This window comes from Bradyrhizobium sp. 172 (assembly GCF_023101065.1).
Taxonomy (GTDB): Bacteria; Pseudomonadota; Alphaproteobacteria; order Rhizobiales; family Xanthobacteraceae; genus Bradyrhizobium; species Bradyrhizobium canariense_D.
The window spans coordinates 4,634,532-4,660,051 of record NZ_CP064701.1 but is presented as its reverse complement, the minus strand read 5'-3'; the positions used below and the strand labels follow the sequence as shown (position 1 = coordinate 4,660,051).

General features: G+C 63.6%; 23 protein-coding genes. 16 read left to right on the top strand and 7 right to left on the bottom strand.

Features of this window, described 5'->3' with window-relative positions; all coding sequences use genetic code 11:
* Positions 1-6 precede the first annotated feature (6 nt).
* The 3 genes from IVB07_RS22620 to IVB07_RS22610 form a co-directional block, all read right to left on the bottom strand.
* Entirely contained in the window at positions 7-738 is a 732-nt protein-coding gene (locus IVB07_RS22620; RefSeq protein ID WP_247766684.1) for an SDR family oxidoreductase, read from the bottom strand.
* Positions 739-851: 113 nt separating this feature from the next.
* Positions 852-2,681: an IlvD/Edd family dehydratase gene (locus IVB07_RS22615; protein WP_018459247.1), complete on the bottom strand. Its 1,830-nt coding sequence runs from the start codon at positions 2,679-2,681 to the stop codon at positions 852-854.
* A 122-nt stretch (positions 2,682-2,803) separates the two neighbouring features.
* Positions 2,804-3,904, bottom strand: a complete 1,101-nt coding sequence (locus IVB07_RS22610; protein WP_018459246.1) for a LacI family DNA-binding transcriptional regulator — start codon at positions 3,902-3,904, stop codon at positions 2,804-2,806.
* A 202-nt stretch (positions 3,905-4,106) separates the two neighbouring features.
* On the opposite strand from IVB07_RS22610, the gene ugpC reads away from it, so the two are divergent.
* From ugpC to IVB07_RS22540, 14 genes are all read left to right on the top strand, one after another.
* The gene (gene ugpC, locus IVB07_RS22605) at positions 4,107-5,168 is read left to right on the top strand and encodes a sn-glycerol-3-phosphate ABC transporter ATP-binding protein UgpC (RefSeq protein WP_007592328.1); all 1,062 of its coding nucleotides are present in this window, start codon (positions 4,107-4,109) and stop codon (positions 5,166-5,168) included.
* A 78-nt stretch (positions 5,169-5,246) separates the two neighbouring features.
* Positions 5,247-6,560 carry an ABC transporter substrate-binding protein gene (locus tag IVB07_RS22600; protein WP_018459245.1) on the top strand — a complete coding sequence of 438 codons (1,314 nt, stop codon included), beginning with the start codon at positions 5,247-5,249 and terminating at the stop codon, positions 6,558-6,560.
* Between the two features lie 66 nt (positions 6,561-6,626).
* A complete protein-coding gene (locus IVB07_RS22595) occupies positions 6,627-7,574 on the top strand; it encodes a sugar ABC transporter permease (RefSeq protein WP_007592324.1) in 948 nt (315 codons plus the stop codon).
* A 2-nt stretch (positions 7,575-7,576) separates the two neighbouring features.
* On the top strand, positions 7,577-8,452 hold the full coding sequence (locus IVB07_RS22590; RefSeq protein ID WP_007592322.1) for a carbohydrate ABC transporter permease: 876 nt from the start codon (positions 7,577-7,579) through the stop codon (positions 8,450-8,452).
* A gap of 79 nt (positions 8,453-8,531) precedes the next feature.
* Positions 8,532-9,518, top strand: a complete 987-nt coding sequence (denD, locus tag IVB07_RS22585) for a D-erythronate dehydrogenase (protein ID WP_018459243.1) — start codon at positions 8,532-8,534, stop codon at positions 9,516-9,518.
* Positions 9,519-9,541: 23 nt separating this feature from the next.
* Positions 9,542-10,522: a sugar kinase gene (locus IVB07_RS22580; protein WP_018459242.1), complete on the top strand. Its 981-nt coding sequence runs from the start codon at positions 9,542-9,544 to the stop codon at positions 10,520-10,522.
* 13 nt (positions 10,523-10,535) lie between these two features.
* Positions 10,536-11,186 (top strand): bifunctional 4-hydroxy-2-oxoglutarate aldolase/2-dehydro-3-deoxy-phosphogluconate aldolase, encoded by a 651-nt coding sequence (gene eda / locus IVB07_RS22575; protein ID WP_018459241.1) that lies wholly within the window; start codon positions 10,536-10,538, stop codon positions 11,184-11,186.
* Positions 11,187-11,245: 59 nt separating this feature from the next.
* Positions 11,246-12,415, top strand: coding sequence for an acetyl-CoA acetyltransferase (locus tag IVB07_RS22570; protein WP_007609038.1), 1,170 nt, complete (start codon positions 11,246-11,248; stop codon positions 12,413-12,415).
* Between the two features lie 118 nt (positions 12,416-12,533).
* Positions 12,534-12,740 carry a hypothetical protein gene (locus IVB07_RS22565; protein WP_018459240.1) on the top strand — a complete coding sequence of 69 codons (207 nt, stop codon included), beginning with the start codon at positions 12,534-12,536 and terminating at the stop codon, positions 12,738-12,740.
* 121 nt (positions 12,741-12,861) lie between these two features.
* Entirely contained in the window at positions 12,862-14,085 is a 1,224-nt protein-coding gene (locus tag IVB07_RS22560; protein WP_018459239.1) for a CoA transferase, read from the top strand.
* Positions 14,082-15,218 (top strand): thiolase family protein, encoded by a 1,137-nt coding sequence (locus IVB07_RS22555; RefSeq protein WP_018459238.1) that lies wholly within the window; start codon positions 14,082-14,084, stop codon positions 15,216-15,218. Before IVB07_RS22560 ends, IVB07_RS22555 begins: the two co-directional genes overlap by 4 nt.
* Positions 15,215-15,574 (top strand): OB-fold domain-containing protein, encoded by a 360-nt coding sequence (locus tag IVB07_RS22550; RefSeq protein ID WP_018459237.1) that lies wholly within the window; start codon positions 15,215-15,217, stop codon positions 15,572-15,574. Before IVB07_RS22555 ends, IVB07_RS22550 begins: the two co-directional genes overlap by 4 nt.
* Positions 15,575-16,178: 604 nt before the next feature.
* Positions 16,179-16,706 (top strand): carboxymuconolactone decarboxylase family protein, encoded by a 528-nt coding sequence (locus IVB07_RS22545; protein ID WP_247766682.1) that lies wholly within the window; start codon positions 16,179-16,181, stop codon positions 16,704-16,706.
* Between the two features lie 26 nt (positions 16,707-16,732).
* On the top strand, positions 16,733-17,035 hold the full coding sequence (locus IVB07_RS22540) for a nucleoside triphosphate pyrophosphohydrolase family protein (RefSeq protein WP_026233761.1): 303 nt from the start codon (positions 16,733-16,735) through the stop codon (positions 17,033-17,035).
* A 5-nt stretch (positions 17,036-17,040) separates the two neighbouring features.
* Here IVB07_RS22540 and glsA read toward each other — a convergent pair whose 3' ends face one another.
* From glsA to IVB07_RS22520, 4 genes are all read right to left on the bottom strand, one after another.
* Positions 17,041-18,888 carry a glutaminase A gene (gene glsA, locus IVB07_RS22535; protein ID WP_247338096.1) on the bottom strand — a complete coding sequence of 616 codons (1,848 nt, stop codon included), beginning with the start codon at positions 18,886-18,888 and terminating at the stop codon, positions 17,041-17,043.
* A gap of 22 nt (positions 18,889-18,910) precedes the next feature.
* Positions 18,911-20,986, bottom strand: coding sequence for a TRAP transporter permease (locus IVB07_RS22530; RefSeq protein WP_018459233.1), 2,076 nt, complete (start codon positions 20,984-20,986; stop codon positions 18,911-18,913).
* 35 nt (positions 20,987-21,021) lie between these two features.
* Positions 21,022-22,188 (bottom strand): TAXI family TRAP transporter solute-binding subunit, encoded by a 1,167-nt coding sequence (locus tag IVB07_RS22525; protein ID WP_018459232.1) that lies wholly within the window; start codon positions 22,186-22,188, stop codon positions 21,022-21,024.
* 164 nt (positions 22,189-22,352) lie between these two features.
* Positions 22,353-22,574 carry an acetyl-CoA carboxylase biotin carboxyl carrier protein subunit gene (locus IVB07_RS22520; protein WP_018459231.1) on the bottom strand — a complete coding sequence of 74 codons (222 nt, stop codon included), beginning with the start codon at positions 22,572-22,574 and terminating at the stop codon, positions 22,353-22,355.
* Positions 22,575-22,668: 94 nt separating this feature from the next.
* Between IVB07_RS22520 and IVB07_RS22515 the strand changes: the two genes are divergently transcribed.
* Both IVB07_RS22515 and IVB07_RS22510 read left to right on the top strand, forming a co-directional pair.
* Positions 22,669-23,643, top strand: coding sequence for a helix-turn-helix domain-containing protein (locus IVB07_RS22515; protein ID WP_026233760.1), 975 nt, complete (start codon positions 22,669-22,671; stop codon positions 23,641-23,643).
* On the top strand, positions 23,573-25,132 hold the full coding sequence (locus tag IVB07_RS22510; protein WP_018459229.1) for a carboxyl transferase domain-containing protein: 1,560 nt from the start codon (positions 23,573-23,575) through the stop codon (positions 25,130-25,132). Before IVB07_RS22515 ends, IVB07_RS22510 begins: the two co-directional genes overlap by 71 nt.
* The last annotated feature ends 388 nt before the right edge of the window (positions 25,133-25,520 follow it).

Sequence of the window (25,520 nt, the reverse complement as noted above, 5' to 3'; positions counted from 1 at the left end):
CTGGCGTCAGAGCATGTAGCCGCCGTCGACCACGAGGTCGACACCGGTGGTGAAGGCGCTCTCGTCGCTGCCGAGATAGACCGCCATGGATGCGATCTCGTCGGCGGTGCCGAGCCGGCCCATCTTCTGGCGGGAGACGAACATCTCCTTGCCCTGCGGCCCTTGCGCTGCGGCACGGTCGAGCATCGAAGGCGTCTCGACGGTGCCCGGGCAGATGCTGTTGCAGCGGATGCCCTTGGTGATGAAGTCGAGCGCGACCGCGCGCGTCAGCAGCGACACCGCTGCCTTCGAAGCGCTGTAGACGTAACGGTTGGCCGGCGGCCGCAGCGCCGCGCAGGAGGAGATGTTGACGATGCTGCCGCCGCCGCCCGCGAGCATGTCCGGCAGGAAGGCCCTGATGGTCCGGTGCATCGACTTGACGTTGAGGTCGAACGAGAAATCAAAATCCTCTTCCGAACACTCCAGGATGGTGCCGTGGTGCACGAAGCCCGCCGCGTTGAGCAGGATGTCGACCTTGCCGACGCGCTTGGCGAAGGCGTTAACGTCGGCGGTGCTGCGCACGTCGAGCTTCGCAGTCTCGGCAATACCTTCCTTAGCCAGGCTCGCGATGCCGCTCTCATTGATGTCGGTGGCGATGATGGTTGCGCCTTCACGCGCGAATGCAATGGCGCATGCGCGCCCGATGCCTGCCGCTGCAGCCGTGATGACGGCGCGCTTTCCCTTGAGGCGGTCTGCCATTTGTATTCTCCTCGATTTTCTCAGTGCCGTAGCCCGGATGAGCGCGCGAGCGCGATATCCGGGAGCGGATGTCCCGGGTGTCGCTCCGCTCACCCGGGCTACGTGTTCCTAACTCAGTGATTATCCCGCGCTACGCCAAATGTGCCGGCGACGTTCTGATAGCGCGTAGCGAGCTCCATGCAGGCACCGGTCGACTGCTGGCCGACGGTGTTGCGATAAAGCTCCTGCCACGGCGTCTGGTTCGGCGGATGCTTGAAGCCGCCATTCGCCGCCAGCTCGGCGTGGCGCTTCTTCACCTCGTCGTCGGAGATGAGAATGTTGGCACTGCCCTTGTTCAGATCGACGCGTACCTTGTCGCCGTTTCTGAGGATCGCGAGCCCGCCATTGGCGGCGGCTTCCGGCGAAGCATTGAGGATCGAAGGGGAGCCCGAGGTGCCCGACTGGCGGCCGTCGCCGATGCAGGGCAGGGACATGATGCCGCGCTTGATCAGCGCCGCAGGGGGCTGCATGTTCACGACCTCGGCGCCGCCGGGATAGCCGATCGGGCCGGTGCCGCGGATGAACAGCACGCAGCGCTCGTCGATCTCGAGTGAGGGATCGTCGATCCGCTCGTGATAGTCCTCGGGACCCTCGAACACGATGGCGCGGCCCTCGAATGCATTGAGATCGGTCGGGTTGCTGAGGTAGCGATCGCGGAACTCCTTGGAGATCACGCTGGTCTTCATGATCGCGGAATCGAACAGATTGCCCTTCAGCACCAGGAAGCCGGCGTCCTTCACCAGCGGCTTGTCGTAAGACCAGATCACGTCGTTGTCGGGTTTTGGCGCATTGGCGCAGTTCTCGCCGATGCCGCGGCCGTTGACCGTGACCGCGTCCTCGTGGATGCGCTTGTGCTTCATCAGTTCGCGCACCACGGCCGGCACGCCGCCGGCGCGGTGGAATTCCTCGCCGAGATAGAAGCCGGCCGGCTGCATGTTCACCAGCAGCGGCACGTCGTGGCCGACCTTCTGCCAGTCGTCGATGGAGAGCTCGACGCCGATGTGGCGCGCCAGCGCGTTAATGTGGATCGGTGCGTTGGTCGAGCCGCCGATCGCCGAATTGATCACGATGCAGTTCTCGAACGCCTTGCGGGTCAGGATGTCCGAAGGCTTGAGGTCTTCCCAGACCATGTCGACGATGCGTTTTCCCGTCTCGTAGGCGATCTGGCCGCGCTCGCGATAGGGGGCGGGGATCGCCGCACAGCCCGGCAGCGAGAAGCCGAGCGCTTCCGCGAGCCCGTTCATGGTCGAAGCGGTGCCCATGGTGTTGCAATGGCCGACCGAGGGCGCCGATGACGCCACGATCTCCATGAATTCTTCATAGTCAATCTCGCCGGCGGCGAGGCGCTCGCGCGATTTCCAGACGATGGTGCCGGAGCCGGTGCGCTCGCCATTGTGCCAGCCGTTCAGCATCGGCCCGCCCGACAGCACGATCGCGGGCAGGTTGACGGTCGCCGCCGCCATCATGCAGGCCGGCGTGGTCTTGTCGCAGCCCGTGGTCAGCACCACGCCGTCGAGCGGATAGCCGTAGAGGATTTCGACGAGGCCGAGATAAGCGAGGTTGCGGTCGAGCGCCGCGGTCGGGCGCTTGCCGGTCTCCTGGATCGGATGGGTCGGGAATTCCATCGCAATGCCGCCGGCCTCGCGGATGCCTTCGCGGACGCGATGGGCAAGCTCGATATGGTGGCGGTTGCAGGGGGAGAGGTCGTTGCCGGTCTGCGCGATGCCGATGATCGGTTTGCCGGACTGGAGCTCGGCGCGGGTGAGACCGTAGTTCAAATAGCGCTCCATATAGAGCGCGGTCATGCCCGGATTATGCGGATTGTTGAACCATTCCTGCGAGCGGAGGTGGCGGCGAGCGCCGTTGCCGGCGGGGGCATGCCCATTGGTTGGTTTTTTTGTCATTGGTTTCTCCTGCAATGCAAACGCACTGGCGTCCGTTTTATGGTATCGGCTTGTGCGATGCCCAACGGCGCGAGCGACGATTTGCCTGCCCGCTGGCGGGTCGTTTCCTCACAAATCCGATACTAGTCATGGCCACTTGGTAACGCTACCATTTTGTTCGCAACACCCCCGCCTGAAACGGCTGGCCGGTTGTCGGAACGCCGGGCCGACGAGCTTTGCCGCTCGATCACCTTGAAGCCGAGATCGAGCACCGGCTGCTCCGGACGCCGTCCGTCGATCGCGTCGATCAGCATGCTGGCGGCCGTGTTGCCCATCTCGTAGCGGTTGGTGCGCACGCTCGTCAAAGTCGGGACGGCGGAGGCCATGAATTCGAGATCGTTGAAGCCAACGATCGCGATCTGTTCGGGGATCGCGATCTCGCGGCGCCTGCATTCGAACAGCACACCCAGCGCGAGGTCGTCATTGGCGCAGAACACCGCGTCCATGCCGGGCTCCCGCGCCAGGAGATCGGTGAACAGGGCGCCTCCGAGCGTTACCGAGGTCGGAGTCGCCGTGGTGACGACGAGGCGTTGGTCGAACAGTCCGGCGTCTTTCATGGCCGAGACGTATCCGTCGAGCCGGCGCTGCACCCGCGGATCCATCCGTGCGCCGACGAAACCGATCTTGCGGTGACCTTGCGCGAACAGATGCGCAACCGCCGCACGGGCTGCGTCATAGTGCGAAAAGCCGATCATCATGTCGATCGGATTGGGTCCGATCTCCATGATCTGCACGATCGGGCAGTCGGCGGCATCGAGCATTGCGCGCGATTCCGTGGTCTGGTCGATGCCGGTGACGATCAGCCCGGCCGGCTTCTGCGCAAGAAACAGCCGCAGCAGCTTCTCCTCCTGGAGAATACTGTAGCGTGTGTTGGACAACTGGATCGAGTAACGGCTGTTTTCGGAGGCGTCGTAGATGCCGCGTAGCACGTCGGAGAACACGTTATTGGTCAGCGACGGAATCAAGACACCGATCACCTCGGTGCGCTGCGAGGCCAACGCGCGCGCCGCCAGGTTCGGCACATAGCCAAGCTCCCTAGCCGCGCTTTCGACCCGGGTCCGTTTGGCCACCGACAGCGCCTCGGGATTGCGGAAGAAGCGGGACGCTGTGATCGGGCTTACGCCGGCGAGCTCGGCGACTTCCGCCAGCCGGATTTTGCCTGACTTGGTGCGGTTTCGACCCATTTGCTGCTCTTAACACACTCACTGTCGCAAACAAAGGAACGTTGACAGCGCTACCAGCACGGACTAACCAAAGACAAATTGCCAAAACCGCGCAAACTGCCGACAATGTCGCCCGCTAAGGTTGGGCTTCGTTCGGTGAAGTCAGAAAAAACAAGACGGTCGCGGCGCGAGATGCGTCGTGGACTTTCGAGGAGGGAGCTAGATGTCGTCTGTGCAAATCCGCGACGTGCGGAAATCGTTCGGCAATTTTGAAGTCCTGCACGGCGTTTCGATTCCGATCGAGGACGGCCAGTTCGTTGTCCTGGTTGGCCCCTCCGGCTGCGGCAAGTCGACGCTTCTGCGCATGCTCGCCGGTCTCGAGAACATCACCTCAGGCACGATCTCGATCGGCGACCGCGTCGTCAACAATGTCCAGCCCAAGGAGCGGGACATTGCGATGGTGTTCCAGAACTACGCGCTCTATCCGCACATGACGGTCGGCGAGAACATGGGCTTCTCGATGAAGCTGCGGGGCGAGAGCACCGAAGAGATCAACAAGCGCGTCAAGCGCGCCGCCGAGATCCTGGCACTGTCGCCGCTGCTCGAACGCTATCCGCGCCAGCTCTCCGGCGGCCAGCGCCAGCGCGTCGCCATGGGCCGCGCCATCGTGCGCGATCCGCAGGTGTTCCTGTTCGACGAGCCCTTGTCGAACCTCGACGCCAAGCTGCGCGTCGCGATGCGCACCGAGATCAAGGAGCTGCACCAGCGGCTGAAGACCACGACGGTCTACGTCACCCACGATCAGATCGAGGCCATGACCATGGCCGATAAAATCGTGGTCATGCATGACGGCATCGTCGAGCAGATGGGTACGCCGCTCGAGCTCTACGACAAGCCCGAGAACCAGTTCGTCGCCGGCTTTATCGGCTCGCCGTCCATGAACTTCCTGAAGGGTCATGTGCGGGTCAACGGCGTTGCGACCTTCGAGGGGCCGAATGGCGTCAAGCTGCCGCTCAGGAACGCGCCGGCGGCGTCCGACGGGCGTCCTGTCGTTTACGGCGTGCGTCCCGAGCATTTCACCATCGCTGACGACGGCGCCGATGCCGAGATCGTCGTGGTCGAGCCGACCGGCTCGGAAACGCAGGTGTTTGCGAAGCTCGGTGGTGAGCAGGTCGTCGCAGTCTTCCGCGAACGTCACCAGTTCAACCCGGGCGACAAGGTCAAGCTGAAGCCCGATCCTTCCGTGATTCATCTGTTCGACGAGGCGACGGGCAAACGCGTATAGCGACGCCAAAGAACTGCCAAGCAGAACTGCCCCAATACAAGACGACCCAATACAAATATAAAATTTAGGGAGAGAACGATGAGCGATTTCGACAGGCGAAGTGTGCTTAAAGTCGGTCTGGGCGGCGCGGCGCTGCTGGCCGGCCCGGGCATTGTCCCGGTACGCGCGGCGGAGTGGACCAACACGCCCGAGCCGAACGCTTCCATCCGCGTCTTGCGCTGGAAGCAGTTCATTCAGGCCGAGTTCGACAAATTCGCCGAGCAGACCAAGGCGTTCTCCGAGAAGACCGGCGTCAAGATCAAGCTCGAGGCCGAGAGCTGGGAGGACATCCGCCCCAAAGCCGCGGTCGCCGCCAATGTCGGCGCCGGTCCCGACCTGATCATCGGAACGCTCGATGATCCCCACAAATTCCCGGAAAAGCTGATCGACATGACTGACGTCGCCGACTATCTCGGCGCGCAGTATGGCGGCTGGTACCCGGTTGCCGAACGCTACGGCAAGAAGGGCAACAGCTGGATCGCCATTCCGCAGGGCGCGACCGGCGGCTGCCTGAACTATCGCGTTAGCCACGTGAAGGCCGCCGGCTTCGATGAATTTCCCAAGGACACTGCCGGCTTCCTCAAGCTCTGCCAGGCGCTGAAGAAGAACAACACGCCGGCCGGCTTCGCGCTCGGCCACGCCACGGGTGACGCCAACGGCTGGTGCCAGTGGGCGCTGTGGGCCTTCGGCGGCAAAGTCGTCAATGAAAAGAACGAGGTCGTGATCGACTCGCCGGAGACGATCGCCGCGCTCGAATACGTCAAGCAGCTCTACGAGACCTTCATCCCCGGCGTGCTGTCGTGGAACGACTCGAACAACAACAAGGCGTTCCTCAACGGCGAGCTCAGCCTGACGCTGAACGGCATCTCTATCTGGACCGTCGGAAAGAACTCGACCGATCCGAAGCAGCAGGAGATCGCCAAGGACATGAACCACGCGCCGATGCCGATCGGTCCGGTCGGCGTGTCGACCGAGCAGCAGAACGTGCTGGTTTATTACGGCTACAAGCACTCGAAGTATCCGAAGGCGGTCAAGGAATACATCAAGTTCATGATGGACAAGGCGAACTACGACGCCTGGGAGGTCTCCTCCAACGGCTACGTGTCGCCGCCGCTTCCGGCCTACAACGACAACCCGGTGTGGACGTCGGATCCGAAGATCACGCCGTATCGCGACTGCCTGAAGCGCTGCCGCGACAACGGCTATGCCGGCGATCTCGGCTATGCCTCGGCCGCGGTGATGGGCGACTTCGTCGTCGTCGACATGTTCGCCGAGGCGGCGTCGGGCTCGGTGACGCCGAAGGCGGCAGCCGCACGCGCAGCCGAGCGCGCCAAGCGCTACTATCAGGTCTGATCAGCTCCAATCTACGCGGCGTCCGGTTCGCCGGACGCCGCGACTTTTCGTCGAGGGGAATCCGACATGGCAGTTATGGCCGAGTCCACTGTCGCGCAGGCCAAGCGCAGCAGCTTGTGGACCAGAGCATTCGAGAGCCGGCATTTCCTCGGCGCGATGTTCATGGTGCCGGCAATCGCCATCCTCATCCTGTTTCTGGCTTACCCGCTGGCGCTGGGCTTCTGGCTCGGCATGACCGACACCAAGATCGGCGGCGCCGGGCGCTACATCGGCTTCCAGAATTTCGTCTCGCTGGCGAAGGACTCAGTGTTCTGGCTTTCGGTGTTCAACACGATCTTCTACACGGTCGCCGCCAGCGCGGTGAAATTCGCCATCGGCCTTTACCTGGCGCTGCTGCTCAACGAGCGGCTGCCGATGAAGTCGATGATCCGGGCTATCGTGCTGTTGCCCTTCGTCGTGCCCACGGTGCTCTCTGCGATTGCGTTCTGGTGGATTTATGACAGCCAGTTCTCGATCATCTCCTGGGTGTTGATCAAGGCCGGCCTGATCACGCGCTATATCGATTTCCTTGGCGATCCCTGGAATGCGCGCTGGTCGGTCGTCGCCGCCAATATCTGGCGCGGCGTGCCTTTCGTGGCGATCACGCTGCTGGCGGGATTACAGACCATCTCGCCCTCGCTCTATGAGGCCGCCAATCTCGACGGCGCCACCAATCTGCAGCGCTTCCGCCACATCACGCTGCCGATGCTGTCGCCGATCATCGCGGTCGTGATGACGTTCTCGGTGCTGATGACCTTCACCGACTTTCAGCTCATCTACACCATCACGCGGGGTGGACCGATCAACTCCACCCATCTGATGGCGACGCTGTCGTTCCAGCGCGCCATCACCGGCGGCAATCTCGGCGAGGGGGCGGCGATCTCGAACGCGATGATTCCGTTCCTGGTCGCGGCGATCCTGCTCAGCTTTTTCGGGCTTCAGCGTTCCCGCTGGCAGCAGGGCGGGAGGGACTGACCATGACCACGGCAGACGACCAAAGCGTCGGAATGGACTATCTCGAGAGCTTCCCGCGGAAGTTTTTTCGGGTCTACCTTCCGCTCGGCCTGATCATCTTCTTCCTGCTGTTCCCGTTCTACTGGATGGCGGTCGCGACGTTCAAGCCGGACGCGGAGATGTACGACTACGAAAAGTACAATCCGTTCTGGATCGTGCATCCGACGCTGGAGCACATCAAGAAGCTGTTCTTCGACACCGACTATCCGCTCTGGATGTGGAACACCGTGATCGTCTCGGTGTCCTCGACCTTCATCTCCCTGTTCGCCAGCGTCTGCGCCGCCTATGCGATCGAACGCCTTCGCTACAAGGGCTCGCGCTATGTCGGCCTTGCGATCTTCCTCGGCTATCTGGTGCCGCCCTCCATTCTGTTCATTCCGCTGGCGGCGATCGTGTTTCAGCTCGGGCTGTTCGACGGCAATTTGGCGCTGATCCTGACCTATCCGACCTTCCTGATCCCGTTCTGCACCTGGCTCCTGATGGGCTATTTCCGCACCATCCCCTATGAGCTGGAGGAGTGTGCGCTGATCGACGGGGCGACGCGGCTGCAGATTCTGATGAAGATCACGCTGCCGCTTTCGCTGCCGGGCGTGATCTCGGCGGGCATCTTCGCCTTCACGTTGTCCTGGAACGAGTTCATTTACGCGCTGACCTTCATCTCCTCGTCCGAAAACAAGACGATCCCGGTCGGCGCGATCACCGAGCTCGTCAATGGCGACGTCTACCACTGGGGGGCCCTGATGGCGGCGGCTCTGACCGGCTCGGTTCCCGTAGTTATCCTTTATTCCTTCTTCGTGGAGTATTATGTGTCGGCGATGACCGGCGCCGTGAAGGAATGATCGCGGGGCCTGCCTCGAGAGCGCGCCAGGACGAATTGCCGAAATCGGCGCGTTCCGGCCAATAAAAAGGAGTAGGCTCTTGCACATTCTGGTTCTGGGCGCCGCCGGCATGGTCGGCCGCAAATTGTGCGAACGGTTGTCGCGCGACGGCCGGCTCGGCAAGAGCGACATCACCAAGCTGACCATGCATGACGTGGTCGAGCCGAAGGCGCCCGAAAGAGCCGGTTTTGCCGTCGAGACCGTGTCGAGCGATTTCGCCGTGCCGGGTGCGGCCGAAAAGCTGATCGCCGGCCGTCCGGACGTGATCTTTCATCTCGCCGCGATCGTCTCGGGCGAAGCCGAGCTCGATTTCGACAAGGGCTACCGCATCAATCTCGACGGCACGCGAATGCTGCTCGATGCCGTCAGGCTTGCAGGCGGCGGCTACAAGCCGCGCGTGGTCTTCACGTCCTCGATCGCGGTGTTCGGCGCGCCGTTCCCCGATGCGATCGGCGACGAGTTCTTCCACACGCCGCTTCTGAGCTACGGTACGCAGAAGGCGATCGGCGAATTACTGCTGGCCGACTATTCCCGCCGCGGCTTCCTCGATGGCATCGGCATCCGCCTGCCGACCATCTGCATCAGGCCCGGCCTGCCCAACAAGGCGGCATCGGGCTTCTTCTCCAACATCCTGCGCGAGCCGCTGGCCGGCAAGGAAGCGGTTCTTCCCGTGTCCGAGGACGTCCGCCACTGGCATGCCACGCCGCGCTCCGCCGTCGGCTTCCTGCTGCATGCCGGCACCATGGACCTCGCCGCGGTGGGGCCGCGCCGTAATTTGACCATGCCGGGCCTGTCGGCGACGGTTGGCGAGCAGATCGCTGCGCTGAAGCGCGTCGCCGGCGACAAGGTCGCCGCCCGCATCAAGCGGGAGCCCGATCCCTTTATCGTCGGCATCGTCGGCGGCTGGCCGCGCAACTTCAATGCAAAGCGGTCGCTCGAGCTCGGCTTCACCACTGCCGAGAAGACTTTCGACGACATCATCCGCATTCACATCGAAGACGAGCTCGGCGGCAATTTCGTCGCCTGATCTCTGACTGAGCGGGTAAAGTGATGGCGAGCGTTGCTTGCATCGGCGAATGCATGGTCGAGCTCCGGCAGGCCCAGGGTGGACAATCCGCCGGACCTTCCAGCGGGCAGGGCGGGGGCCTCTACTCGCGTGGATTCGGCGGCGACACCCTCAACACGGCCGTTTACCTCGCGCGGCTCGAGGTCAAGGTCGATTATTTCACCGCGCTTGGCGACGATGCCCTGAGCGATGAGATGATCGCGGCCTGGACTGCGGAGGGCGTCGGCACGAGGCGCGTCGCGCGGCTGCCGGGCAAGCTGCCCGGCATCTACATGATCCAGCTGGATGCGAAGGGAGAGCGCCAGTTCTTCCACTGGCGCGACAGTGCGGCGGCGCGCCAGCTGATGAACCTGCCGGAAACGGACGATCTCCTCAACTCGCTGATGAGCTACGACATCGTCTATCTCTCTGCGATCACGCTCTCGATCTACGACGCGGCCGGGCGCGAGCGCCTGTTCGCGGCGATCAAGCGCGCGCGTCTGCTTGGCACCCGCTTCGTGTTCGACACCAATTTTCGCGCGCGGGGATGGCCGGATCGTGAGGTCGCGCGCGAGGTGTTTTCAGCGGCCTTCGCGGCAGCCGACATCGTGCTGACCTCGACCGAGGATCTGCTCGCCCTCTATCCCGGTGAGAGCCACGAGCAGTTGATGGCGCGCATCCCAAGCTCCGAGCTGGTGTTCCGGCTCGCCGAGCCGGTCAGCCTGCTGCGCTTTCCCGGGGGGCCCTATGAGGTCCGCGCGGAGCCCATGACTAAACCCGTGGTCGACACCACCGCGGCCGGCGATAGCTTTGCGGCGGCCTATATCGCGGCACGGCTCGCCGGTTCCGACCCGGTCGAGGCCGCCCAGGCCGGGCACCGCCTCGCCAGCCTCGTCATCTGCTATTCCGGCGCCATCATTCCGGGTTATGCCATGCCGCCGAAGAAACGGCACCGGCCGGCGACCACGCGTCAAGCGACCAAGTGAAACGAAAGCCAAGATGACCACGACTGCCCAACAGAACCACCTCGCCGCGCTGTTCAAGGCCGCGACTGTCATTCCCGTCCTCACCATCGAGCGTATCCAGGATGCGGTGCCGCTGGCGCGTGCGCTGGTGGCCGGCGGCGTCCGCACGCTGGAGGTGACCATGCGTACCCCTGTTGCGATCGAGGCGGCGAGGGCGATGATGGCCGAGGTGCCCGAGGCGGTGGTCGGCATCGGCACGATTCTCAATCCGGCCGACTTTACCCGTGTCGAGAAGCTCGGCGTTGCGTTCGGCATCAGCCCGGGCTTGACCCCGGACCTCTTGAAGGCCGCCACCCATAGCTCCTTGCCGTTTGCGCCGGGTATCGCCACGGCCTCCGAGCTGATGATGGCGCTGTCCTACGGCTTCGACATTGCAAAATTTTTCCCGGCCGAGCAGGCCGGCGGCATCAAGGGGCTGCGCTCGCTGGGTGGGCCGTTCCCGAACGTGCGGTTCTGCCCGACCGGCGGGGTCGGCGAGGCCAATGCAGCAACCTGGCTCGCGGAGCCCAATGTGGTCGCGGTCGGCGGTTCCTGGCTGTGCCCGACGGCGGAGATCAGGGCCGGGAACTGGGCCGGCATAACTGCCATCTGCCAGCGCACCCTCGAGGCCCTTAAACCCGCGTGAAGTCTTGCCATCCCTGAGCTAAGACTTAGGTCAGCAAGAGACCGCCAGGGAGAATGACCATGACCGCCAGCATCGTCGGATGGGCGCATACGCCGTTCGGCAAGTTCGACACCGAGACTGTGGAAAGCCTTGTGGTGAAGGTCGCCAATGAGGCGCTGGCGGATGCCGGCATTTCGGCCGGCGATGTCGACGAGATCGTGCTCGGCCATTTCAACGCCGGCTTCTCGCCCCAGGATTTTACCGCCTCGCTGGTGCTCCAGGCCGACCCGAAGCTGCGCTTCAAGCCGGCGACCCGGGTCGAGAACGCCTGCGCCACCGGCTCCGCCGCCGTCCATCAGGGCGTGCGCGCGATCGCGGCCGGCGCGGCCAGGATTGTCCTCGTTGTCGGGGTCGAACAGATGACGCGCACGCCGGGCCCGGAGATCGGCAAGAACCTGCTCAAGGCGTCCTATCTTCCCGAGGACGGCGACACTGTCGGCGGCTTCGCCGGCGTGTTCGGCAAGATCGCCAGCTCCTATTTCCAGAAATACGGCGACCAGTCCGATGCACTGGCGCTGATCGCGGCCAAGAACCATAAGAACGGCGTCGCCAATCCCTTCGCCCAGATGCGCAAGGACTTTGGCTTCGACTTCTGCCGCGCCGAGAGCGAGAAGAACCCCTACGTCGCCGGCCCCCTGAAGCGCACCGACTGCTCGCTGGTCTCGGACGGTGCCGCTGCCCTGGTGCTGGCCGACGCGGAAACCGCCAAGGGCATGAGCAAGTCGATCGGCTTCCGCGCCACCGCGCACGCCCAGGATTTCCTGCCGATGTCCAAGCGCGACATCCTCCAGTTCGAGGGCTGCACGGTCGCTTGGCAGCGCGCACTGGAGAAGGCGGGCGTTACACTTTCCGATCTCTCCTTCGTCGAGACCCATGACTGCTTCACCGTCGCCGAGCTGATCGAGTACGAAGCGATGGGCTTGACGCCGCGGGGGCAGGGTGCCCGTGCCATCAAGGAAGGCTGGACGCTCAAGGACGGCAAGCTGCCGGTCAATCCGTCCGGTGGCCTGAAAGCCAAGGGCCATCCGATCGGCGCCACCGGCGTCTCCATGCACGTGATGACCGCGATGCAGCTCGCCGGCCAAGCGCCCGAGGGCATGCAGCTCAAGAATGCAAAGCTCGGCGGCATTTTCAACATGGGCGGTGCGGCGGTTGCCAACTACGTCTCCGTGCTGGAGCCGCTGAAGTAAGGCTGCTGCACGGTAGGCAAGGCGTGAAGCGCCGTGCCCACCTTCTTATCTTGCGCTAGATCATGGTGGGCCCGCTGGGGGCCCTTAAAGCTCTTGATCGATTTGCAGGGGATGCATCATGAGCAATGACTACGAAGATTCGCTGTCGATGGACGCACTCAACGATCGCATCGCGATTCTCGAGGACAATATCCGCCAGCTCATCGAGCAGGCCGCGGCCGCCTCGGGTGAGCAGAACGAGTCGCGGATCGCTGACCGCATCAACCAGCAGAATGATGAGCTCGACCGCCTCCTCAAGATTCGCGATTCCCGTCAGAAGAAATAGCCGCCTTTCGCCGCCGGCGCATGCGGCCATACGCCGGCGGCTCTTGCGCATGCGCCGCCACTGCCGTTAGCTGGACCGAGATCGCAGGCCTCACTTGAGGCCGCGCAATCGGGAGCGAACGATGGGGCCGCTGAAGGGCATCAAGGTCGTCGACATGACCACCGTGCTGATGGGCCCCTATGCGACCCAGATGCTCGGCGATTACGGCGCAGACGTCATCAAGGTGGAGTCTCTGGACGGCGACGTCACCCGCCTGATCGGCCCGATGCGGCACGCAGGCATGGGCCCGGTGTTTCTCAACACCAACCGTAGCAAGCGCTCGATCTGCCTTGACCTGAAGAAGCCCGCCGGCCGCGAGGCCGTGCTCCGCTTGCTGAAAGACGCCGACGTTCTCGTCTACAACGTCCGCCCGCAGGCGATGGCGCGGCTTCAACTCGGCTATGACGTTGTTTCCAAAATCAATCCGCGGCTGGTCTATGCCGGCGTGTTCGGCTTCGGCCAGGACGGGCCCTATGCTGCAAAACCGGCCTATGACGATCTGATCCAGGGCGCCACCGCGCTGCCCGCCTTGATGGCGCAGACCGGTGACGGTGTGCCGCGCTATGTGCCGAACGCACTGGTCGATCGCATCGTAGGCTTGACTGCCGTGGGCGCGATCTGCGCCAGCCTCGTGCACCGCGACCGCACCGGCCGCGGCCAGCGCGTCGACATCCCGATGTTCGAGACCATGGCCGGCTTCGTCATGGGCGACCACATGGGCGGATTGACCTATGAGCCCCCGCTCGACAAGGGCGGTTACGCCCGCCACCTCTCGCGCGACCGCCGGCCCTACAAGACATCGGACGGTTATCTCAGCGTCATCGTCTACAACGACAAGCAGTGGGAGAACTTCTTTAAGGCGACGCGACGCGACGACCTGCGCGCCGACGCGATGTTCGCGACATTCGCCGGGCGCGCCGCCAATATCGACGTCGTCTATGCCGAGCTCGCGCGCATCTTCGAGACGCGCAGCACCGCGGAATGGATCGACCTGCTCACCAAGGCCGACGTGCCGGTGATGCCCATGCACGACCTCGCGTCGATGCTGCACGATGAGCATCTGGAGGCGACCGGCTTTTTCCCAGTGGTGAACCATCCAACTGAAGGGCCGATCCGGAGCATGAGGGTGACGGCCACCTGGTCCGAAACCGAAGCCGAACCGGTGCGGCTCGCGCCGCAGCTCAACGAGCACGGCGCGGAAATCCTGCGCGAGATCGGCTATTCCGCCGACGAGATCGACGCCATGGTCCGCGATGGCGTCACCCGTTCGCCGCCCCGGAATGACGATGCACTGGTGCGCCCATGAGCTTCATCACCGGCGTCGGTCTCACGCCTTTCGGCAAGCACGAAGGCTCGTCCTCGCTGGAGCTGATGAGCAAGGCCGCGCAGGCTGCGCTCGACGATGCCGGGCTCAAGCGTGCCGAGATCGACGGCATCCTCTGCGGCTACTCCACCGTCTCGCCGCACATCATGTTGGCGACCGTTTTTGCCGAGCATTTTGGCATCCGCCCCAGTTACGCCCATGCCGTCCAGGTCGGTGGCGCGACCGGGCTCGCGATGACCATGCTCGCCCATCATCTCGTCGAAGCGGGCGTCGCCCGCAATGTGCTCGTCGTGGCCGGCGAGAACCGCCTCACTGGGCAGAGCCGCGACGCCTCGATCCAAGCGCTGGCGCAGGTCGGCCATCCCGACTACGAACTGCCGCTCGGCCCGACCATCCCGGCCTATTACGGCCTCGTCGCTAACAGATACATGCACGAGTACGGCGTGACGGAAGAAGACCTCGCCGAATTCGCGGTGCTGATGCGCACCCACGCCTGCACTCATCCTGGTGCGCAATTCCAGGATCCCATCGAGGTCGCAGACGTCATGGCCTCGAAGCCGGTGGCGATGCCGCTGAAGCTGCTCGATTGCTGCCCGGTGTCCGACGGCGGCGCAGCCTTCGTCATCAGTCGCGAGCGGACCGGAGAGGCCCGCGTGCGCATTCGCGGCTGTGCCCAGGCCCATACCCATCAGCACGTCACTGCAGCCCCCGCCCTGAGCGAGCTCGGCGCCGAGATCTCCATCGCTCGCGCCAGGGAGGTTACCGGCCTTGCCATTTCCGACGTGCGCTACGCGGCGATCTACGACAGCTTTACGATCACGCTCGCGATGCTGCTGGAAGATCTTGGCCTCGCTGGCCGGGGCGAGGCAGCCGCGCGCGTGCGCGCTGGCCATTTCAGCCGCAATGGAGCGATGCCGCTGAACACCCATGGCGGCCTGCTCAGCTACGGTCATTGCGGCGTTGGTGGCGCCATGGCGCATCTGGTGGAAACGCATCTGCAGATGACGGGGCGGGCGGCGAATCGTCAGGTGCGCGACGCCTCGATCGCGCTGCTGCACGGCGACGGCGGCGTGCTGTCGTCTCACGTCAGCATGTTCCTGGAGCGGGTGCGATGAGCGAGCGTCTAGCCGACTGGACCAAGGGCGAACAGGCCGTCATTTATCAGACCTGCACCGCATGCGGCCATGTGCAGTATATTCGTCGCGCCTTCTGCGCGGCCTGCGGCGCGTCCGATCCGCGCGAGCAGTGCGCCAGCGGCAAGGGCAGGGTCTACGCGACGTCGCTGGTCTGCCGCGCCGCCACGCCCGAGACGCGCGCGTACGTGCCCTACAACATCCTGCTGGTCGATTGCGCCGAGGGTTTTCGCATGATGGCGCATGGTGAGAATGATCTCGCCATCGGCGATGAGGTCAGTGCGAGCTTCAAACTGTTCGCCGGCAAGCTGGTGCCGTTCTTCGCCAAAGACAGATAGTGAAATTTAGATGCTCCAATGTGGCCCGGATGGAGCGGACCGAAATCCGGGTTTTCGCCTCACCGATAGACTTTCCCGGATTGCGCGCCCCATCCGGGCTATTGCGGCAACGCGAGCGGTGGGATCCGTCATTCGGGGGCGGTCCTGAGAGACCGAGCCTGGAACGGGAATTCTGGGCCTGGCCTGTGCGAGGGCCACCCCGGAATGACGAAAGCTCTCACCCGACTCTTAACTAGCGCCCGTAGAACAGGATGCTGGCGATGACGAGCATCGCCATCACCGCTAGCATATGCGCGAACGCTTCCGAGGCCGCCCCCTTGGTGGCTTCCTTCATTCCATTTTCTCCCTAGACTTGGGCGTGACTCATCGATGCGCGGTTAGCGCCCAACGGCCAATTGTTTTTACTCGGAACACCCCTTGCGAGTATCCGCCGCGATCAAGTCCCCACGCGGCGAATATCGACTGTGCCAAGGTCGTTCAGCAATGCGGCGGCATTTTGACTCGATGTTGTTGCTCCTGCGGACGCGCAAGAATACAGTTTCGTGGAAATTTCGCCGCTAACGACAAAAAGCATCAAAGGCTTAGGGAAAACTTCAGGAAAATCATGGCCCGCATCAACTACAGCGACCCGTCCAAGGCATCCGAGCGCACCCGCGAGATCCTCGACAAGAACCGCAATGCCAACATCTTCCGGATGATGTCGCATTCGCCGAGCTATTTCGAGCAGTACTGCCGGCTCGGCGGCGCCATCCGCCACAAGGGCGAGCTCGATCCGATCGTGCGCGAACTCGCGATCACCCGCACCGGCATTTTGTGCGAGGCGCCGTATGAGATCGTCGCGCACAAGCGCATCGGCAAGAATGTCGGCGTCACCGACGAGCAGAACGAGGCGCTCGAGAACTGGCAGGCCGCGAACTGTTTCAATGAAGTGCAGCGCGCCGCGCTCGCCTTCACCGACGAGATCGTCAAGCTGAACAAGCCGACGGATGCGACCTTCAAGGCGATCTCATCGAAGCTGACGCCGGCCGCACTGGTTGAACTGCAGCTCTCGGTCGGATTCTACATCATGACGTCAAAGTTTCTGGAGACCTTCGAGATCGACCTTCAGCCGGTCACCGAAGTGGTCGGCTGATCGAGCAATTGCTGTGAGGGATGCTCATGACGATCGATGAATATGCCGCCTGGGCTGCAACGATTGCGAAAGTCGATGAGCGTCCGTCGAACGAACGGCTGTCCTATCTCGGGCTCGGCCTCGCCGGCGAGTCCGGCGAAGTCGCCGACCATATCAAGAAGCTGCTCCGCGATGACTGGCTCGACCAGGCGGGCCTCGTCGAAGAGCTCGGCGATGTCATCTATTACTGGGCCTGCCTCTGCGTGGCGACCGGCCAGCAGCCATCGGAGCTGCTCAAGACCAGTGCCGCCAAGATCAAGCGGCGGATCAGCGAGGCGGCGAGCCGCTAGGCCGCTCAGGTGGAGGTCAAGATATCCACTTTGGCGTTGGCGACGATCAGGCGCTCGGCCAGAAGCTGCGCAAGATTGCGCATGATGCGTTCGCTGGCGTGCGGGTGCTGCTTGCGGAAGCGCTCGAACGCTTTCAGAGGCGCCTCGAACGCGGTCGCAGCCATATCCGCGAACACGTCCGCGGAGCGGGTGGTCTCGATCAGGGCCATCTCGCCGAACGCCATGCCGGCGGTGAGTGTTGCGAGCCGCACTCCGTCGGGCAGGGTGACATGCACCGCGCCGCTGCGCAGGAAGAACAGGGAATCGGCTGCGGCGCCAGTGGTGAGGATTTTCGCGCCAGACTGATAGATCCGGATCGTGCAGATTGAGGCGAGGTCGGTCAGCTCTTCCGCGCTGAGGCCTGCGAGCAGAGGCTGCTCGGAAAGCTCGGTGGTCTCGTGAAAATCGATCGAGCCGCCATAGCGGTAGACGATCTGGTCTTCGGCCCATTCGATCGCGGTGTCGAGCACATAGAAGTCGCGGACGTTCTTCAGCTCCGCGGTCCACTCCCGCAGGCTGTCCCATTCTTTGGAGGCGCGCCTGACGCCTGACAGGACGACGGTCACATTCAGCGCCGCCAGCTCCTCGAACGCTTCAGCCACCAGCCGCGCCCCGGCGCGTGTGGTGGAGGTGACGCGGTGGAGATCGAAAATCACGAATTGCGGCCGCGGCCGGCCCGCAAGCCGGCGTGAGACATAGTCGACCGCCGACAGCGACAGCGTGCCGACCAGCTCGATGATCCGCACCTCCTGCTCGAGGGCTGCGAGAATATCGCGCTCCTGCGGGCGGCGCACGCGCCGCGACGGGCTCTTGCCGATGTCGTAATCGGCGATGACGGCGTTGCGTGCGTCGTCGCTGCGGTTGAGCATATGCAGATCGTAATGCGAGGACAGCGCCTCGCAGACCTTGATGCCGCGCACGCTGTTGCCGTGCTTGTCGAGCCTTGGCGAATAGCTGCCGAGCCCGAGGCGGGCGGGGAGTGCGGCGAGAATTCCGCCGCCGACGCCACTCTTGGCGGGGATGCCGATCCGGTAGATCCATTCGCCGGCATAGTCGTACATGCCCGACGACGTCATCACCGACAGCGTGCGCGAGATCGCGTAAGGCGTCAGCACCTGCTCGCCGGTAACCGGGTTGACGCCACGGTTGGCGAGCGTTGCCGCCATCACAGCGATGTCGCGCGCGGTGACCAGCACCGCGCATTGCCGGAAATAGACGTCGAGTACGGCCGCGACATTGTCCGAGATCACCGCATTGGTCTTGAGGAGATAGCCGATGGCACGGTTGCGGTCGCCGGTCTGGCTTTCGGAAGCGTAGACGGCCTCGTCGACGGCGAGATCGCGGCCGGCAAAACGACTAAGCGCGAGGCGAATTTGCTCGAAGGCATCCGGACCCTTGCTGTCGTGGATCAGCCCGGTGCAGGCGATCGCGCCGGCATTGACCATCGGGTTGAATGGATGATTCTCCGAGTTGAGCCGGATCGAGTTGAAAGGATCGCCGGAGGGCTCGACGCCGATTGCGCTCTCCACCCTGTTTGCGCCGAGCAGGTCCAGCGCCAGCGCGAACACGAACGGCTTTGACATCGACTGGATGGTGAAGGGCGCCCTGGAGTCGCCGACCTCGTAGACATGACCGTCCAGGGTCGCGAGGCTGATGCCGAAACAGGCAGGATCGGCCTTGCCGAGCTCGGGAATGTAGTCGGCGACCGCGCCCGAGGTCTCTGCCGAGAATTCGTTGAGGCAATTGTCCAGAAACCGCAGCAAAGGCGGCTTCGAGCGCGTCCAGGCGGTAGCGAGAGGCGAAAGCGGTTTCATTGCCTCTCTTTGTGCAACGCAATCAGGGCACGCGCAACCCGTCCGGCACCACGGTCTGCCGCCGGACCAGCAGCAGGGCGAGCAAAATCGTGGGGATCAGGATGGCGAGGCCGAGCAGCGTCACCTGCATCTGCGACAGCGGCATGATGCCGCCGCCGGGGGTGGCCACCACGAAACCGCCGATCACCAGCAGCACGCGGATGGGCCACTCCAGCGCACCGGCGCCGCGGAGATCGCCGACGAAGGGCTGGTAGCCCTGGATGCCGCCGCAGATGAACAGCGTGCCGAACGCCGCGAGCGCCATCAAGCCGAGACCGGCCAGATAGGGGCTCGGCCCCTGCAGCACCAGCGCGGGATTGAGCACGAAGAAGAACGGGATGAAATAGATGATGCTGCCGACCCACATCGATTCCCAGCCCGTCTTCATCGCCGGCGAGCCGGCAATACCTGCCGCTGCGAATGATGCAATCGCGACCGGCGGGGTGATCGACGACAGCATGCCCCAGTAGAAAATGAACATGTGCACGGCCATTTTGTTCAGCCCGAGCTTCTCCAGCGCGGGTGCGACCAGGATGGCGAGGAAGATGTAGCAGGCCGTCGTGGTCAGGCCGAGCCCGAGAATCAGGCTAGTCAGGGCGCACATGCCGAGCAGCAGGAACGGATTGTCGCCGGCGATATGCAGCAGGTCGTTGGCGAGGCTCGACACCACGCCGGTCATCGAGAAGGCGCCGATCAGCAGGCCGCACCCGGCGAGGATGCCGACAAGCTCGACGAAGGTGCGGCCGTTGACCTCGAGGAATTTGCCGATGGTCGCGACAGTCCAGCGCGTGTCCTTCGAGAACAGCTGGTTGAGCACAAGAAGCAATGCGGTGGCGTAGAATGGCGCATGGCTCTCGCGCTTGAAGTAGAGCAGCATCACGATCAGGAGGGCGATGACGAAGACGTAGTACCAGCCATCCTTGATTGTATCCATGACCCGCGGCAGCTCCGCGCGCGGAATGCCCTTCAGCCCGTGTCGTGCGGCGTAGGAATCGACCTGCATGAACAGGCCGATATAATAGAGCGCGGCGGGAATGATGGCCGCGATCGCGACATCGGCGTAGCTGACATTGAGGAACTGCGCGATTACGAAGGCGGTCGCGCCCATCACCGGCGGCGCCAGCACCGCGCCGGTCGAGGCACAAGCCTCGATCGCGCCCGCATAGGAGGCGCGAAAGCCGCTCTTCTTCATCACCGGAATGGTCATGGTGCCGGCGGTCAGCACGTTGGAGATGATCGAGCCTGACATCATGCCGAGCAGGCCGCTGGCGAAGATGCACACCTTGGCCGCGCCGCCGCGGAACGTGCCACACAGCGCGAAGGCGAGATTGATGAAGAACTTTCCGGCGCCGGTCATCATCAACGCGGTGCCGAACACCAGGAAGCCGATCACGGTGTCGGCAAACGCCTGGATGGGAATGCCGAGCAGGCTCTCGCCCGACAGCACGTGATAGGCGGTCGCCTGCTCCAGCGTCGACTGCGTGCCGCGGAACGGCCCGAGCCAGCTGGATTCCGCGAACAGCGGATAGACGGTGAAGGGAAGCACGCTCAGTAGCAGGCTCCAGCCGCCGGTGCGGCGCAGCGCCTCCATCAACATCACCCACATCACGAGACCGGCTGCGATCACGCTGTTCGGCGCGCCGCCGAATTCCCAGCCGGCCTCGGCGGCCTTGCGGACGTTCGACATCAACAGCAGCGCGGCGGCAAAGGTCACGACGAAGCAGAGAAGGTCATACCAGGGAATGCGGTCGAGCGGCGCGCGCGGGGTCCCCGGGAAGATCAGGAACGTGAACGGCAGCATCAGGGCGATCAGGAGGTAGAAGTATTCCGTGTTGAGCTGGGTGTAGCCGACGAAGAAGCGCAGCGAGAATTGCTGGTTGATGCAGAGCAGGATGGTCGCGGCGGTCGCGAGGACGAGCAGCCAGCGCCACGCGCCACGCAAGCTTCGCACGCGCGTAACTTCCGCTTCCTGCATGTTGGCGGCGGCGCCATGCGGATCGTCGAACACGATCCGCTTGGCCTCGTCCTGGGAGGGGGTGGAGACTGAAGCAGACGACATGATCGACCCCGGGCGTGGACAATTAACGCTGTGAACTAATCCTCGAACCCGTTCGGCATGTCGGCCTTCGCAAGCGCCGCGGCACGCGCCTTCATCCAGGCGTCGAGGAACGCCTTATCATCCGCAGGCGGATTGGATTTTCCGTAGTCGGTCCACGCGGCGCCAAGCACCTCTTGCCGCTTGATCAGTCCGTTGTTGTGCGCCTCCTGTGCGTCGTTCCATTGCCCGGCCTCCTTCAAAGCCTTCACCGCGCCGGGATGCACCGGCACCACCCAGTTCTTGGTCTGGCGATCGGCCGCAAGCCCGCCGGCGCCGGGCGCGGAGTCCTTGTAGGAATCGTAGTTCACGATCATCGCCTTGGTGATCGCATAGACCTGCTCGGGGGCTTGCGAGGCGTAGGCGACGAAGATCGGATAGGGATAGTTGCCGAGCTCGATCGGCTTGTCCGGCGAGATACCGGCGCCGCAGGTCGCTGTCTGCGGGAAGAAGAACGAGCCGACCTTCTGCATCCGTGCCCAACCTTCCTTGTCCTTGGCGGGCAGCGGCGGCCAGACCAGCCCGCGCGGCGAAGTCTCGGCTTCCTTGGCGGGACCGGTGATGGTGGTGCCGAAGGCCGCATCGGTGTCGTTGTTGATCAAGCCCTTCCACATCGCGCCGTAGCTTGCGAACTCGACGATCTTGACGTCCTTCTGCGTCAGGCCGGCGAAGGCGAGCACCGCGAGCGAGTTCTGGTTCAGTGCCGGCGAGCCGACGACGAAGCCGACGCGCTTTCCCTTGAGGTCCTTCAGCTCCTTCACCCCTGTATCCGCGGCCACGCCGAGCGAACCGCAATTGCAATCAACGCTCGAGAGCAGGATCTGGAGCGGCTGCGGGCCCCATTCCCTGGAGCCGAACTCGAACACGCCCTCCTGCGCGAAATATGTCCCCGATCCCATCGCCGCGGAGACCGCGCGCTTGGCGCGCAGCGGCGCCAGACGCGCGACATCGTTGCCTGCGGGGAGCACGCGCACGTCGGTCGAGTATTTGTCCTTCATCATCTTGCCGACGCCGACCGCGATGTTGAAGCCGGCGGTACCGGTGTCATAGGCGGTGAACGTCAATGTTGCCGGCAGCTTGATGTCGTCGGCGAATGCATAGCGTGTAGACACAAAAGAAAGGCCTGCCACCACGGCAGGCGCGAGCATGATCAGCCCACGACGCATGTTTCCCTCCAATGATCCTCGCGTTTGCCGCGACGATTTCTTTCTTTGTTTGAAACAGGTTTTGTTTGAGAGATCATGTCATCGCGGTCAGGCAATGGCAACGCCGTACCGCGAACGCAGCAATGAGGCTGACAGAATGTCGCGGAAAACGACGGAGAATGCAGTCAGCTTGCGACGATTGCGATCGCCTGTCCTTCGGTAACGACGTCGTCGAGCTTCACCAGAAGCGATGTGATCTCGCCGCTCACAGGCGAAAGCACCGGTATCTCCATCTTCATCGCTTCGACCACCACAATCTCATCGCCATCTGCAACGGTTCCTCCAACTTGCACGGGAGTTGCGCAGACGCGTCCGGCGATCTCCGTGACGATCTTAATTTCTGGCATGCCATCGCCTTTTTGTTGTGGTCGCAAAATGCCTGAGGTAGTTTCTTCTGCAAGCGGAATTTAATTCCGCACAGCGGAACAAGCGGTAGGGATCATGGGACGACGTTCGGAGCGGTTGAGTAGACAAGGTGCGCTCGCTGGCGAAGCCGGTGAGGGTGATGTCATCCAGGTGGTGTCGCGCGCGTTCGACGTGTTGCGATGCTTCGAGGGCCACGAGGCCAGGCTTGGCAATCTGGAAATTTCAAATCGCTGCGGCCTGCCGCGCTCGACCGTGTCGCGGCTCACGCACACGCTGACGCGGATGGGGCAGCTGGTCTATCTGCCGCGCGATCAGAAATATCGCATCGGGCCAAGCGCGGTGGCGATGAGCGCCTCGATGATGAAGGGCGCGCAGCTGCGCAGCATGATTCGCCAGCGGCTCCAGGAAGTCGCTGAGCAACTGCCGGGCACCGTCGGCTTCGTGGTCCCCGATCGCTTCCATCTGGTCTATCTTCAGTTCGCGCGTTCGGCCTCGGCACTCGGGCTGCACGAGGGCACCGGCAGCCGCATCTCGATGGCCTCGACCGCTGCAGGCGCAGCCTACACTGCGGCATTGGCGCCCGAGGTCGGCGATGCCTTCATCGCGGACATGGAGCGGGAAGCTCCCGAGGCTGCGAAAATCCTGCGGCCCCGCATCGAGGCCAACCGGCAGTCGCTGCATGAGCGCGGCTATGTCGTGGCCTGCGGCCTGTGGAGCCCGCATATCAACGGGCTCGCGGTGCCGATCTGGTCGCCGCAATACCAGACCTTCGTCGTCATCACGATCGGTCTTCTGTCGGCGATGTACGACGAAGAGCGCCTGCATGCCGAGGTCGCGCCGCTGATGCTCGCGCTCGGCCGTTCGCTCGGCAGCCTGATGGAGGGCGCGGAAGGCGACGTCTTCAACGCCCGCATCCCGCGTAAACCGGTCGCCATCGCCGTGCACAACAATAACAAGCCGATCAATTCGGAGGGAGTGAATGAACTGGAAGCCGGAACTCGACGAGCTCGCCCGGCGCGAAGCCTTCGCGCGGGAGATGGGCGGCGTTGACAAGGTCAAGCGTCAGCATGACCAGGGCCGACTGACTGTTCGGGAGCGTATCGACAGACTGACCGACAAGGGCAGCTTTCACGAGATCGGCGCCGTCTCCGGCGTCGGTGAATACGATTCCAGCGGCGAGTTGCAGAAATTGACGCCGGCGAACTGCGTGTTCGGCCGCGCGCGCATCGAAGGCCGCACCGTCGTCGTGGTCGGCGACGATTTCACCGTGCGCGGCGGCTCGGCGGACGCGTCCATCTCCGCAAAACCGCTGATGGCGGAGGAGATGGCGCATGATCTCCGCCTGCCCATCGTCCGCATCATCGAAGGCTCCGGCGGCGGCGGCTCGGTCAAGACTATCGAGACCAAGGGCGCGGCGAACTTGCCGGGCGGCATCGGCGGCACACGCTGGTATCGCTTCACCACCGAGAATTTGTCGCGCGTGCCCGTGGTCGCGCTCGGCCTCGGCTCGGTCGCAGGGCTCGGTGCCGCGCGTCTTGCCGCCAGCCACTATTCCATCATGACCCGGAAGTCCGCGATGTTCGTCGCAGGTCCGCCGGTGGTGAAGGCGCTGGGGCAGGACCTCTCGAAGGAAGAGCTCGGCGGCGCCGACATCCAGACCCGCGCCGGCGCGGTCGATCATGCCGTCGACACCGAGGAGGAGGCGTTTGCCTGCGCCCGGCGATTCCTGTCCTATCTGCCGTCGTCGGTCTACGAGCTACCACCGACCTTGCCCTGCACCGACAATCCGGAGCGCACAGAAGAGGCGCTGATGAGCGCGGTGCCACGCAACCGCAAGCAGGTCTACAAGATACGGCCGATCGTCGAGCAGGTCGTGGACAAGGGCTCGTTCTTCGAGGTCGCCAAAAATTTCGGCAAGCCGATCATTGTCGGCCTCGCGCGGCTCGAGGGCAGGGCGGTGATGGTGCTCGCCAGCGACAGCTTTCACTATGGCGGCTCCTGGACGGCGGATGCCTGCCAGAAGGTGGTGCGCTGGGTCGACTTCGCCGAGACCTTCCATTTGCCGATCGTCTATCTCATGGACTGCCCCGGCTTCATGATCGGCCTCGATGCGGAGAAGGCGGGCACCATCCGCCATGGCGTTCGCGCTATGGCCGCGGTCAACCAGGCCACGGTGCCCTGGTGCACGGTGATCCTGCGCAACGCCTTCGGCGTCGCCGGCGTGGTGCATCAGCCCGCCGACCGCTTCTCGATCCGCTACGCCTGGCCGTCGGCTTATTGGGGCTCGCTCCCGCTCGAAGGCGGCATCGAAGCCGCCTACCGCGCGGACATCGACGCGGCCGAGGACAAGGCGGAGAAACTGAAAGAGATCGAGGACCGCCTCAACAAGCTGCGCTCGCCATTCCGTTCCGCCGAAAAATTCTGGGTGGAGGAGATCATCGATCCCAGGAAGACGCGGTCGCTGCTGTGCGAGTTCGCGCGGCTGTCGGAGCCATTGCGGAAGCCAGGGCCGCCGGAGAGTTTTTCGATCAGGCCGTAGCCTCAGCCGTCACTGCGAGCTGCTGATGCCGATCTCAGCCTAATTGCAGTTCGGCAAAATTGATCTATCGCAACACGTAGCGTTCGATTGTCTGCAAGCGTCTCGTTTGAAACGAGGGAGAGACGTCATGACAAATGCGGGTAACGCGCTGCTTTGGACAGCCATATTTTTCTGCCTGTCGTTCGCTTCGATTTTTGTAGTCTGGTTTGCCGAGAGGTTGCGCGCGGGCTTCGTAAGGAAGCCGTAAAGCCTCCTCGGTTCGCTCCCTCGTCACCTGCTGACCGGACGGCAGATGCCTGCCGCCGGGCGGTGCCCTCGGCGTCGACGGCGTTGTGCTCGCGCTTTGCCGCGGCAGCGATGACGTGACCTCAAAACAATAACGCGCTAC